Here is a 13,153-nt window from a genome sequence, read left to right as displayed (position 1 = left end):
ACTGCGCGATGACCACCGCCACCCTGCTGCTGCCGGAAAAACGCCGCCTGCCCGGAACCCTGGGCGACACGGCAGTGGCGCGTGCGCTTGCGTGCGCCGACGGACACAGCGCCGATGCTGGCGAAGTGGCGCAATTGCAGCGCCATTTCAGCCTGACCCCGGCGCACTGGCCAGTGGCCGCGTTGACGCGCCAGCTGGATGCCGGCGATGCCGCCGGCGCCACCTGGGTGCGCGCGGATCCGGCCTATGTGGTGCCGGACATGCAGGGTGCGCGGCTGATGGGCTACGGCGAGGCGCTCGGCCCCACCGCCGACGATCTGGCGGTGCTCTTGCCCATCCTCAAGCCGATGTTCGGCGATGCTGGCTTTCTGCTGGATGCGCCCACGCCCTCGCGTTGGTATCTGCGCCTGTCGCCGGATGCGAAGTTGCCGGACTTCGCACCGCCCGATGTCGCCATTGGCGACGACTTGTTCGAGCACCTGCCGGCCGGCGACAGCGGGCGCCGCTGGCGGGCCTTGCTGACCGAAGCGCAGGTGCTGCTGCATCAACATCCCTGGAATGAAGGTCGCGTCGCCAGCGGCAAGCCGGCCATCAATTCGCTGTGGTTCTGGGGTGGCGGCGTCCTGCCGCACGCGGTGAGTTCGCCGCATCGCCAGGTGCGCAGTCGCGAATCGCTGCTGCGCGCGCTGGCGCTGGCGGCAGGTGCCGATGCGCAGGGCGAACAACGCGTCGATGCGCTGGTGGATCTGCGTCATCTGCGTTCGCTGCAGCAGTTCAGCGACGATGCGGTGGCGCCGCTGCTGGCGGCGATGGCGCGCGGCGAACTGGATCGGCTGGTGCTGGACTTCCAGGACGGCGAAAGCGTAGCGCTCACGCATGCGCAGCGCTGGCGTTTCTGGCGCAAGCCGCGGGTGCAGCTGGCGCAATGACGTCGCCTCCGCGGATCGTCCGGCGCCCCTCCGGGCAGGCCGGCAGCTGGCCCGATACCATGTTGCCGCTGCTGCGTCGCATCTATGCAGCGCGTGGCGTCACCGATGCGCAAGGCGCGCAGCCGCGACTGGGCCAGTTGTTGTCGCCGGAATTGCTGCACAACAGCGGCGTGGCCGCCGAGCTACTGGCCGATGCGATCGCGCAGCAACGGCGCATTCTGGTGGTGGGCGATTTCGACTGCGATGGCGCCACCGCCTGCGCCGTCGGTGTGCGCGGCCTGCGCATGCTCGGTGCGCTGGATGTGCACCACGCCGTGCCCAATCGCATGGTGCACGGCTATGGCCTGTCGCCTGCGTTGGTCGACGAACTGGCGGCGTTGCAGCCGGATGTGCTGGTCACCGTCGATCACGGCATCGCCTGTCACGCCGGCGTGGCCGCAGCCAAGGCGCGCGGCTGGACGGTGCTGGTCACCGACCACCACCTGCCGGGCGAGATGCTGCCGCCGGCCGATGCGATCGTCGACCCGAACCTGGCCGAAGACACCTTTCCCAGCAAGACCCTGGCCGGGGTCGGGGTGATCTTCTATGTGTTGCTCGCATTGCGCAGCGTGTTGCGCAAACGCGGCGCCTTCGCCGGGCGCGCCGAGCCGGATTTGTCGGTGCTGCTGGATCTGGTCGCAGTCGGTACCGTTGCCGATCTGGTACCGCTGGACACCAATAACCGTGCGCTGGTGTCGGCCGGATTGCGTCGCCTGCGTGAGGGCAAGGGCTGCATCGGGTTGCGGGCCTTGATCGATGCCAGCGGCCGCGATGTGGCGCGGCTGAGCGCCAGCGATATCGGGTTTGCGCTCGGGCCGCGCCTCAATGCCGCCGGTCGGCTCGAGGACATGGCGCTGGGCATCGAACTGTTGCTCAGTGAAGACTGGAGCCAGGCCCGCGAGATCGCCGGCACGCTGGAAGAGATCAACGCCGAGCGCCGCGCGGTGCAGCAGTTGATGACCGACGATGCCGAGCACGCCGTCACCAAGGTGGTGCTGGATGGCGATGGTGCATTGCCGATCGCCGCATGCCTGTTCGATGCCGAATGGCACCCGGGCGTGATCGGTCTGGTGGCCTCCAAACTCAAGGACCGCCTGCACCGCCCGGTGATCGCCCTGGCACCGGCCGAGCCGGGCAGCAGCCAGTTGCGTGGCTCGGCGCGTTCGATTCCCGGCCTGCATATCCGCGATGTGCTGGCGGCGGTGGACGCGCGGCATCCCGGGCTGATCCAGAAGTTCGGTGGCCATGCGATGGCGGCCGGGTTGAGTATCGACCATGCGGCATTGGCCACGTTCGAGCAGGCCTTCCTGGCGCAGGTGACGGCGATGGTGGATGCCTCGCTGCTGCATGCCCAATTGCACAGCGACGGCGAACTGGCCGCGCACGAACTCGATCACCTGCATGCCGAAGCGCTGCGCGTGGCCGGTCCGTGGGGGCAGGGCTTTCCAGAACCGCTGTTCGATGGTCAGTTCGAGGTGCTGCAGCACCGCGTACTCAAGGACCGCCACCTCAAGTTGACCCTGCGGTGCCCAGGACGCGCCGAGCCGCTCAATGCCATCCACTTCAACGGCTGGCGCGGCAGCGACCCCGCGCGCTTGGTGCGGCTGGCGTATCGGTTGGTCGCCGACGACTACCGCGGCGGCACGGCGGTGCAGTTGATCGTGGAGCATTGCGAGCCGGTGACCGTCACTGGCTGATCTGCGATCTGATCGCCGCCCAGGTTTGTGACAGTCGCTTGGCGTCGTCTCGAACGTGCGATTGGCGAGAGTGTTACGACGCGACTGCCGTAACACCGAGCTGGCGCGGCGCAGCCTGCGTGCGCCCACGCAAGCCGAACAACGGCCGCAACCAACGCACCCGCCGGATCACGTACTCATGCAGCGCCAGACAGCCGATCACCGTGGCGGCGATCACCAGCGCCGGTTCCAGCCAGGCGTTCAACTGCAACGGCATTAACCAGTACAGCGCCACGATGATCAGGCTCTGATGCAGGATGTACCAGGGAAACACCGCTTCGGTGCAATAAGGCAGCCAGCGGAACGGCCGGTTCAAACGCTGCTTGGCCCAGCCCAGCAGGGTCAGCAGCGCCAGCCAGGTATAGGCCGCGCGTGCGGCGTGTTCCAGGCCTTCCCATGGCAGCGCGGCCAATGCCGGCGGCAGCTGCGCGGGCTGCACGTGCATGCCCAGATAACGAATGCCCAACTCTGTGGTAATGGCCAGCACCGCAGTGACCAGGGTGAGCCAGCGCAGTTGCACGGCCAGCTGCCAGAAGCGTTCGCTGCGTGCCAACAGATAGCCCAAGAGGAACAGCGGGAACGATTCGGCATGCACGAACCAGTCGCCCACCAACGCATGGGTCGGCGGATGGCGCGGCATCACCCACATCACGCAGAACGCTTCCCACAGGATCGGCAACACCAGCAGGGCGGGCACCACCACTGCGGCGGGAAGCGGCGGTAAGGCCGGCAGCCGCACCAGCCTGGCCAGCGACACCAGCGCCATCAGGGCCACCGTGTAGGGCAGCAGGTAGGCCAGGTACCACAGGTGATTCCAGGTAATGCCGTGTTCCCAGCCATCGAAACTGCCGGCCGGCCAGGGGCGCACCTGCCAGTAGCGCAGCAGGAAGCTGCCGAAGCCGGTGGCGACCTTGCCGTTGCTCACGCCCTGGCAGTAGGCCTGCACCGCCACCACCACGAACATGCCGAACAGCAAGGGCGGCAGCAACCGCCCGCAACGACGCAACGCGAAGCGCCACGGCGCGGCTTGCGGCTGCGACAACCCGATCGCAATGCCGGAGATCATGAACAACAACGGCATGCGCCACCGGTTGAGCACGATCATCGGCCACTGCAGCCACTCGGCCGTGTGCACGCTCTTGAGGTGGAACCCCCAGTCGGACACATAGGCCATGCCCACGTGGTAGAGGATCAGCAGGGCGAAGGCGAAAACGCGCAAGGCGTCGATATCGTGGCGGCGCTCGGTCATGGTCGGTAGCTGGTGAAGAAGTGGACGCATCCTGCCCGCGGCCCCGCTCCAGCAGTGGTGTCAGGGGTGGAAAGCCCGGCCCGCAGTGACCAGTCGTGCCCACCCGGGGACGAATCGGGATGGCAGGGATGGCGGTTTCGCCTTGCCGCGCAGGCCTCTATGATCGGCAGCTGCCAACAGCGGACGTGTGCAATGCAATCGACCGGGACGCGCCCGCCAATCCTCCACGACAGCGCCAGCCGCGCTGCCACACGCTGGGCGGTGGTGATCTGGTCGCTGGTGTTTTATCTGAGCGCGCTGGGCAACGTCTGGACCGCCTGGCTTGCTGCGCGCCGCGATGGCCAGCCCATCGTGGTGTGGCAGGTGCTGAGCTGGGAGCTGAGCAGCGCCACCGCAGCGCTACTGCTGTTGCCGGCGTATGTGATGGCTGCATTGGGCTGGTGGCTGCTGCATGTCGCCGGCATGGTGGTGCTGCGCATGCTGGTCTATGCCCTGGCCGGCGCACACTACGATTTCGGCGGCTGGCTGCAGTGGGTCTACGAGCTGTCCAAGGACCTGCGCACCTTTGCGCTGCTGGTGGCGGTGCAGCACACACTGGCCTGGTACGCACGGCGCCGTCAGGGCGAGGCGCACCTGCTCGCCGCACCTGACGAAGGCCCGCCAGTGGAGCCGCTGGATCGCCCGGAGCGTTTTCTGGTGCGCAAGCTGGGACGCGATTTCCTGGTCGCGACCGCCGATATCGAGTGGATCCAGGCCTCGGGCAACTACGTCAACCTGCATGTGCGCGGTCACGATTACCCGTTGCGCAGCACCATGGCGGCAATCGAGGCGAAGCTGGACCCGGCCGTGTTCGTGCGCATCCACCGCAGCTATCTGGTCAATCTGGGGCAGGTGCAGGCGATCGAGCCGTCCGATTCCGGCGACGCGCGCGTCCATCTGCGCGATGCCAGCGTGCTGCCGTGCAGTCGCAGCCACCTGGCAGCTCTGCGGACCCATGCCGGGCAGGGCGCTGCTGCTCCGAGACCTGACGCACTGGTGGCCTAACCCCTGCTGCGTGTTCGGGGGTGACCAGCGTCTGGTCCCAACTTCGTCCCTGGCCCAGGCGCCGCCAGGTCGCAGCTGCTGCGACACCGACGCGCGACGGTGGCCATCGGCGGAACCTGCGGTCGCGCGTGGCAGCCAGGCGCCTGGGGTGTGGCGGGTATTGCAGTGCGCGCGGCCACGGTTCCACCGCGTTCCGCTGTCGCCGCCCGCTTGCTAAACTAGCCTGCTTGTTTTGCCGGAAGTCCGTCATGATCGAAACCAATCCGATCCGCCAGCGCATCACCGATCTCAACGATCGCGTGCTCTCGCTCAGGGGTATCTTTGACTACGACGCCAAGAAAGAGCGTCTAGAGGAAGTCAGCCGGGAGCTCGAAAGCCCGGATGTGTGGAACGACGCCGAACGCGCGCAGGCCCTGGGCCGCGAGCGGTCGATGCTGGAAAAGACCGTGATCGGCATTGCCGATGTGCTGTCGGGCCTGGCCGATGCGGGCGACCTGCTGGAGCTGGCCGAGAGCGAACAGGACGAAGACACTGCGTTGGCGGTGATCGCCGATCTGGACAACTACCAGGCGCATGTCGAAAAGCTGGAATTCCAGCGCATGTTCTCCGGCCAGATGGACAGCGCCAACGCGTTCGTCGACATCCAGGCTGGCGCCGGCGGCACCGAGGCGCAGGACTGGGCCGAAATCCTGCTGCGCATGTATCTGCGCTGGGCCGAATCGCGCGGCTGGAAAACCGAGCTGATGGAAGTCTCCGGTGGCGAAGTGGCGGGCATCAAGTCGGCCACCGTGCGCATCGAGGGCGAATACGCCTATGGCTGGTTAAAGACCGAGATCGGCGTGCACCGGCTGGTGCGCAAGTCGCCGTTCGACTCGGACAACCGCCGGCACACCAGCTTCACCTCGGTGTTCGTGTCGCCGGAAGTGGACGACAACATCGAGATCGACATCAACCCGGCCGACCTGCGTACCGACGTGTATCGCTCCTCCGGTGCCGGTGGTCAGCACGTCAACAAGACCGAATCGGCGGTGCGTATCACGCACATCCCGACCAATACCGTGGTCGCTTGCCAGACCGGTCGCAGCCAGCACCAGAATCGCGACAACGCGATGAAGATGCTGGCCGCCAAGTTGTACGAACTGGAAGTGCAGAAGCGCAACGCCGAGAAGGACGCCTTGGAAGCGACCAAGTCCGACATCGGCTGGGGCAGCCAGATCCGCAATTACGTGCTCGACCAGAGCCGCATCAAGGACCTGCGCACCGGCATCGAACGCAGCGATACGCAGAAGGTGCTCGACGGCGACCTGGACGAATTCGTCGAGGCCAGCCTGAAGGCCGGTCTGGCAGCAGGGTCCAAACGCCTGGACGCCTGACCGCCGCGCCAGGTCGCCGTTGCGACGGCATCCTGGCGCATCGCTGCAGTGCCTGTGACGCAGCGTTGCCAATGCGATGCGGCTTTCGGGTAACCCGGTGACCGCGTGCCTTCGTCACGTCATCGTTGTAAATAAGCGTGCCGGCACCGCCGGTTCCTCATTCCCCCGGGCACCCGCCCGACCCAAGCAGACCGATCCCCGCCATGACCGAGCAGACCCCCGCGCCGCAGATCCCCGCCGACGAGAACAGCCTCATCGCCGAGCGTCGCGCGAAACTGGGCGCGTTGCGCGGGCAGGGCATCGCCTACCCGAACGACTTCGTGCGCGAACACTTTGCCGGCGACCTGCAGGCAGAATTCGCCGACGCCGACACCTGGACCCCTGAAGCGCTGGAAGCCAGCGGGCGCACGGTCAGGATGGCCGGCCGCCTGATGGCCAAGCGGGTGATGGGCAAGGCCAGCTTTGCGCAGATCCAGGACGAATCCGGGCGCGTGCAGCTGTTCCTGCAGGGCAATGTGCTCGGCGATGCCTATACCGCGTTCAAGGGCTGGGATGTGGGCGACATCGTGGCGGTGGAGGGCGGGCTCACCCGCACCAAGACCGGCGAACTGTCGGTCAAGGCCGGCGCGCTGCGCCTGCTGACCAAGTCGCTGCGCCCGTTGCCGGACAAGTGGCATGGCCTGTCGGACGTGGAGCAGCGTTACCGCCAGCGGTATGTCGACCTGATCGTGACGCCCGAAGCGCGCGAGGTCTTCATCAAGCGCTCCAAGATCATCCGCGCCATGCGCGCCTGGCTGGACGCGCGCCGCTTCCTGGAAGTGGAAACGCCGATGATGCATTACATCCCCGGCGGCGCCACGGCCAAGCCGTTCACCACCCACCACAATGCGCTGGACCTGGATCTGTACCTGCGCGTTGCCCCCGAGCTGTATCTCAAGCGTCTGGTGGTCGGTGGGCTGGAGCGCGTCTACGAGATCAACCGCAACTTCCGCAACGAAGGCGTGTCGACCCGGCACAACCCCGAGTTCACCATGCTCGAGCTCTACGAGGCCTATGCCACGTACCACCAGATCATGGATCTGACCGAGCAGGTGATCCGCGACACCGCACAGACGGTGCTGGGGACCACCCAGGTGAGCTGGGATGGCGCCGATATCGATCTGGCGCCGGCTTTCCGGCGCTGGCGCATGGATGAGGCCGTTCGCCACCACAATCCGGAGATCAGCGCGGCAGACTGCACCGATCGCGAGGCGCTGCTGCGCCATTGCGAGCGTCTCAAGATCCGGGTCAAGCCGTCCTATGACTGGGGCAAGCTGCTGCTGGAGATTTTCGAGGCCACCGTCGAGCACACCCTGGTGCAGCCGACCTTCATCACCGACCACCCGGTCGAAGTGTCGCCGCTGGCGCGTTCCAGCGACACCGAGCCGGGGTACACCGACCGCTTCGAGCTGTTCATCAACGGCAAGGAGCTGGCCAACGGCTTCTCCGAGCTCAATGACCCCGAAGACCAGGCCGCACGTTTCCAGGCGCAGGTGCAGGCCAAGGACGGTGGCGACGACGAAGCGATGCATTTCGATGCCGATTACATCCGTGCGTTGGAGTACGGCATGGCGCCGACCGGCGGCCTGGGCATCGGGATCGACCGTCTGGTGATGCTGCTGACCGGCAGCACCTCGATCCGCGATGTCCTGCTGTTCCCGTATATGCGTCCGGAAGCCTGATTTTTTTGTGCCGGCGGTGTGCCGACGGCACAGATACTGCATATGCTAGGGCGGAGCCTCGAACAGCGTATCGTTCGGGGGAGTCGGCACAGGGGCCGGCGTCATCGCTTTTCCGTTCTCGAGATAGAGGAGCAACGGCTATGCAGGATGTTTTAGGGGGTCCGGGCGGCGCATTGTCGACGGATACATGGGGAAGCTGGGCGGAAAAGGCGGATCTGGGATTGAACATCGTCATTGTCGATGACCAGATGTCCGCGCGAACGATGCTGCGCCATGTCATCGAGGACATTGCGCCGGAGCTCAAGGTCTACGACTTCGGCGATCCGCTCGACGCCCTGGCCTGGTGCGAAGCCGGGCGCGTGGACCTGTTGCTGCTGGACTACCGCATGCCGGGCATGGACGGTCTGGAATTCGCGCGTCGGCTGCGCCGGCTGCCCAGCCATCGTGATATTCCGATCATCCTGATCACCATCGTGGGCGACGAGCCGATTCGTCAGGCGGCGCTGGAAGCGGGCGTGATCGACTTCCTGGTCAAGCCGATCCGTCCGCGCGAGTTGCGGGCGCGCTGCTCCAACCTGCTGCAGCTGCGCCAGCAGAGCGAAAGCGTCAAGCAACGCGCGTTGTCGCTGGAGCAGCGCCTGCTGGCCAGCATGAACGAGGTCGAAGAGCGCGAGCGCGAAACCCTGTCGCGGCTTGCGCGCGCGATCGAGTATCGCGATTCGGGCACCAGCGCGTTCCTGGAGCGCATGTCGCACGTGGCCGGCCTGATCGCCGAGCAACTGGGGCTGTCGGAAGAGGAGGTGCGCATCATCGAGATGGCCGCACCGCTGCACGACATGGGAAAGATCGCCATTCCCGATTCGGTGCTGCTCAAGCCCGGCAAGCTTACCGATGACGAAATGAGCGTGATGCGGCGCCATCCGCGCATCGGCTACGAGCTGCTCAGCGGCAGCCAGAACCGTTTCATCCAGGTCGGCGCGTTGATTGCGCTGCGTCATCACGAACGTTATGACGGCACCGGTTATCCGGATGGCCTGGTCGGTGAGGCGATTCCGCTGGAAGCGCGCATCGTTGCAGTGGCGGATGTGTTCGACGCCTTGCTGTCGCCGCGCCCGTACAAGGAGGCCTGGACCATGGACGCCGCGCTGGCCTATCTGTATGCCCAACGTGGCCGCCTATTCGACCCGCGCTGCGTGGATGCCTTGTTGCGCGGCCGCGCGCAGTTGGAGCAGATCTGTGGCGAGTTCTCCACCGCATCGGCGCGACCCGGGGTGTGAGGTGAGGGCGGCGCTTGCCCAGCTGCGTCGGCGACTCGCACGGCGCCCCGACAGCGAGCACGGTCAGGCGTTGGTGCGCATCGTGATGCTCTGGCTGATCCTGGCCTACACGCTGGTCTGCGCCCCGCATTGGCAACTGAGCGATGACCATCTGCAGCGATTGCTGTGCCTGGTCGCGATCGGGCACGGTGGGGCATTGCTGCTATTTGCGTGGATCGTTGCGAAGCCGCGGCCCTCGCACCTGCGCCGGACGCTCGGCATGCTGGCGGACTATGGCCTGCTCAGTCTGGCGATGACCTGGTTCGCCGCTCCGATGGCCTGCCTGTACGTGGTGGTGATGTGGGTCACGATCGGCAATGGCCTGCGCTTTGGCAGGCATGCACTGCACTCGGCGGTGGCCATGGCTATGCTTAGTTTCGGGGCGACGCTTGCCAATAGCCCGTATTGGCAACAGCGGATCGAGCTCGGGATCGCCCTGTTGGCGGCGCTGGTGGTCATTCCTCTGTCGTTGTTGCGGCTGATGCAGGACAGTGCCGATGCCGCTGCGCGTATCGCCGCGTATGCCCATGGCGCCGATGCTGCAGGACCGCGCGGCCCACTTTCATCCCCATCGAAGCGACCGCAGGTCTGAGGCGTCTATGAAGTCTCCATTGCCATGGTTGAAGCGGCGTCTTTCGGGGCGGGCGGATTCGGAACACGCGCAGAACCTGATCCGCATCATCATCACCACGCTGTTCATTTCTTACCTGGGGTGGCGCTACCACCACACCCATGGCGATACGCTGATGGCCACCTGGTTGATCCTGGTCGGCGAGCTGGTGGTGTCGCTGGGGCTGATGGTGGCGATCCTGCTGCGGCCGCACGTGTCGCACACGCGGCGCCTGATCGGCATGGTGCTCGACTACACCTGCACCGGCGCAATCATGGCAATCCAGGGCGAACCGGCTTCGCCGCTGTATGCGGTCTGCATGTGGGTGACCATCGGCAATGGCTTGCGCTACGGCAGTCCCTATCTGCGTGCCGCCACGGCGATGGCCAGCCTGAGTTTTCTCAGCGCGATCCTGATTTCGCCTTACTGGAAGGCCAATCCCTATCTGAGCTGGGGATTGTTGCTGGGCTTGATCGCCGTGCCGCTGTACTTCGACTCGTTGTTGCGTGCGATGACGCGCGCGGTACGCGAGGCGCGGCATGCCAACCAGGCCAAGAGCCGTTTCCTGGCCAATATGAGTCACGAATTCCGCACCCCGTTGAATGGGTTGTCGGGTATGACCGAAGTGCTGGCCACCACGCGTTTGGATGCAGAGCAGAAGGAATGCCTGAATACCATCCAGGCCTCGGCGCGCAGCCTGCTGTCGCTGGTGGAAGAAGTGCTCGATATTTCTGCGATCGAGGCGGGCAAGATCCGCATCGATCGCCGCGATTTCTCGCTGCGCGAGATGATCGGCTCGGTCAACATGATCCTGCAGCCGCAGGCCAAGACACGCGGACTGGATTACGCTACCGAGGTGGCCACCGACGTACCGGACCTGCTCAAGGGCGACACCGGCCATCTGCGCCAGGTGTTGCTCAACCTGTTGGGTAATGCGGTCAAGTTCACCGAGCACGGGCATGTGCTGCTGCGGGTTGCGCGGGTTTCCGGCAATGGTGCCGACACGATGCGGCTGCGTTTCGATGTCGAAGACAGCGGCATCGGCGTGCCGATGGACATGCGTCCGCGCCTGTTCGAGGCGTTCGAGCAAGCGGACGTGGGTTTGTCGCGCCGCTATGAAGGCACCGGCCTGGGGACCACGATCGCCAAGGGCCTGGTCGAGGCCATGGGCGGCGCGATTGGCTTTGCGCCCAATCCATCCGGCGGCAGCGTGTTCTGGTTCGAGCTACCGCTGGAGATCGGCGTATTGGAGACGGCGGCGCCGGCTCGCTCGCCAGTCGGGGCGCTGCTGGAGACTCCCGACGAGCTGGAAGCCTCCAACGTCATCGCCTTTTCCAACCCGTTCCTGCGTCACCGCGCGCGCGTGCGCAGCATGCGCATGCTGGTGGCCGACGACCATGAAGCCAATCGCATGGTGTTGCAGCGATTGCTGGAGAAGGCAGGGCATAAGGTGGCGTGCGTCAACGGCGCCGAGCAGGTGCTGGACGCGATGGCCGAGGAGGATTTCGATGCGGTGATCGTGGATCTGCATATGCCGGGCATGAGCGGCCTGGACATGCTCAAGCAGTTGCGCGTGATGCAGGCCAGCGGCATGCGCTACACCCCGGTGGTGGTGCTCAGTGCCGACGTCACGCCAGAAGCGATCCGCGCCTGCGAACAAGCTGGCGCACGCGCGTTCCTGGCCAAGCCCGTGGTGGCTGCCAAGCTGCTCGATACGCTGGCCGAACTCGCCGTCAGCACCCGTGCGCTGGCGACGCCGGCGACGGTGGTGCAGGCATCGACCAGTTTCGAAGGCGTGCTCGATGCCAGCGTGCTGGACGAACTGGCGGCGTTGGGCATGGGCGAAGAATTCGAACGTCAGTTCGTCCGGCAGTGTCTGGATGATGCGCACAACTGCGTGGGCGCGATCGAGCGCGATGGCACGCGCTCGGATTGGGAGCAATTGCGCGAAAGCGCCCACGCATTGCGCGGCGTTGCCAGCAATCTGGGGCTGGCCCAACTGGCCGGCAGTGGCGGTGAGCTGATGCGCATGGCCGATTGGCAGCTGCAGGCCGAATGGCGACAGCGGCTGTCGGCGTTGCGCGACCAATTGCAGACCGGAAAGGATGCACTCGCCGCGCGCGTACAAAGCGCCAACGACGACGAGCGCTCCCCCCGGAGTAGTGAATAGCCCGCCGACGCATCAGCCGGCGTCAAGCCCTGAGCGGCGCGATTGCGCGCGAACCAGACGGTCCATGGTGCGCAATGACTTTTCGCCCAACTGCATTGCCGTATCGACCCAGATTTCGGTGATGCGCATCATTTCCTGCAGCGGCACCGCCGTGGTCATTTCGCGCACTTGCTGCATTGCCGCCCAGGCATGCGGCGTGCGCTTGCTTTCGCGGATCACTTGTTCGACCGCCGCCACGCCCTGACCGCGCGGCACGACGCGATCGACTAGGCCCATGCCGAGCAACTCCTCGGCAGAATACAGATTGCCTTCGAGCATGATTTTTTGCGCCAGTTGCGCACTGACACGCTGGCACATGAAAGAGTAGGCGCCCATCCCCGGGAACAGGTCGAACAGCACTTCGGGCAATCCCATCATCACCCCTTCCTCGGCGACGATGGTGTGGCAGCTCAACGCCGCTTCGAATCCGCCGCCGAGGGCATTGCCCTGCACCAGGGCGATGCTGTGCGCGCGTGCGCCCAGGCCGACATGGAACGCGTGCACACCGCGTACACAGCGTTGGGCGTAATTAAGCAGTCGAGCACGGTCGCCTTCGCGAATGAGTTGACAGAACAGCGCCAGATCGCCGCCCAGGTTGAACACATCGCTGTCCGATGCCAGCACCACGTGCGGAGCCAGCACGCCGGCGTTGTTCAGGCGTTGACCAAGGTTGGTCTGATAGCCGGTAATGTCGTCGACCAGGCGCGTCGAAAAGCAGGCACGCCCCGGGTTTGTGGCCAGGTCGGCATGCATATGGATCCAGTACACGTCACGCTGCGGTTCTTCGATGATGCGTAGGGTCGAGCCGATGTTGGTGCGAATGAAGGGTTGAACTGCAGACATGGTGGTTCTCCGTGATGACCGTCCGGCCGGCCGCCTTTCGGACGGAGATGAGGTTGAACGCGTGAGCGTGCGCCGACATCGGAT

10 protein-coding genes are annotated in these 13,153 nt (G+C 65.6%); 8 read left to right on the top strand and 2 right to left on the bottom strand.

Going from position 1 to position 13,153, the window contains the following annotated elements:
• Nucleotides 1-8: 8 nt before the first annotated feature.
• Together LN450_RS22645 and recJ are read left to right on the top strand one after the other, a co-directional pair.
• Nucleotides 9-929 (top strand): phosphoglycerate mutase, encoded by a 921-nt coding sequence (locus LN450_RS22645; RefSeq protein WP_039417619.1) that lies wholly within the window; start codon nucleotides 9-11, stop codon nucleotides 927-929.
• Entirely contained in the window at nucleotides 926-2,665 is a 1,740-nt protein-coding gene (gene recJ, locus LN450_RS22640; RefSeq protein WP_011347208.1) for a single-stranded-DNA-specific exonuclease RecJ, read from the top strand. Before LN450_RS22645 ends, recJ begins: the two co-directional genes overlap by 4 nt.
• Nucleotides 2,666-2,738: 73 nt before the next feature.
• Here the strand turns inward: recJ and LN450_RS22635 are convergent, their stop codons facing one another.
• A complete protein-coding gene (locus LN450_RS22635) occupies nucleotides 2,739-3,953 on the bottom strand; it encodes an acyltransferase family protein (RefSeq protein ID WP_041855045.1) in 1,215 nt (404 codons plus the stop codon).
• Nucleotides 3,954-4,112: 159 nt separating this feature from the next.
• On the opposite strand from LN450_RS22635, the gene LN450_RS22630 reads away from it, so the two are divergent.
• The 6 genes from LN450_RS22630 to rpfC all read left to right on the top strand — a co-directional run bounded on the left by LN450_RS22630 (nucleotide 4,113) and on the right by rpfC (nucleotide 12,187).
• A complete protein-coding gene (locus LN450_RS22630; RefSeq protein ID WP_011347210.1) occupies nucleotides 4,113-4,997 on the top strand; it encodes a LytTR family DNA-binding domain-containing protein in 885 nt (294 codons plus the stop codon).
• 248 nt (nucleotides 4,998-5,245) lie between these two features.
• Nucleotides 5,246-6,370, top strand: a complete 1,125-nt coding sequence (gene prfB, locus LN450_RS22625) for a peptide chain release factor 2 (RefSeq protein WP_011347211.1) — start codon at nucleotides 5,246-5,248, stop codon at nucleotides 6,368-6,370.
• 203 nt (nucleotides 6,371-6,573) lie between these two features.
• Nucleotides 6,574-8,091 carry a lysine--tRNA ligase gene (gene lysS / locus LN450_RS22620; RefSeq protein ID WP_011347212.1) on the top strand — a complete coding sequence of 506 codons (1,518 nt, stop codon included), beginning with the start codon at nucleotides 6,574-6,576 and terminating at the stop codon, nucleotides 8,089-8,091.
• 140 nt (nucleotides 8,092-8,231) lie between these two features.
• Entirely contained in the window at nucleotides 8,232-9,368 is a 1,137-nt protein-coding gene (rpfG, locus tag LN450_RS22615) for a cyclic di-GMP phosphodiesterase response regulator RpfG (protein WP_007963604.1), read from the top strand.
• Nucleotide 9,369: 1 nt separating this feature from the next.
• The gene (locus tag LN450_RS22610) at nucleotides 9,370-9,999 is read left to right on the top strand and encodes a hypothetical protein (protein WP_011347213.1); all 630 of its coding nucleotides are present in this window, start codon (nucleotides 9,370-9,372) and stop codon (nucleotides 9,997-9,999) included.
• Between the two features lie 7 nt (nucleotides 10,000-10,006).
• Nucleotides 10,007-12,187, top strand: a complete 2,181-nt coding sequence (rpfC, locus tag LN450_RS22605; protein WP_011347214.1) for a sensor histidine kinase RpfC — start codon at nucleotides 10,007-10,009, stop codon at nucleotides 12,185-12,187.
• Nucleotides 12,188-12,199: 12 nt separating this feature from the next.
• Here rpfC and rpfF read toward each other — a convergent pair whose 3' ends face one another.
• Nucleotides 12,200-13,069, bottom strand: a complete 870-nt coding sequence (rpfF, locus tag LN450_RS22600; protein WP_011347215.1) for a diffusible signal factor synthase RpfF — start codon at nucleotides 13,067-13,069, stop codon at nucleotides 12,200-12,202.
• Between the last annotated feature and the right edge of the window lie 84 nt (nucleotides 13,070-13,153).

Origin of the sequence: Xanthomonas euvesicatoria pv. euvesicatoria (genome assembly GCF_020880415.1) — a bacterium.
Classification (GTDB): Bacteria; Pseudomonadota; Gammaproteobacteria; order Xanthomonadales; family Xanthomonadaceae; genus Xanthomonas; species Xanthomonas euvesicatoria.
The sequence above is the reverse complement of the archived record's forward strand: the minus strand, read 5'-3'. Positions and strand labels throughout refer to the sequence as shown.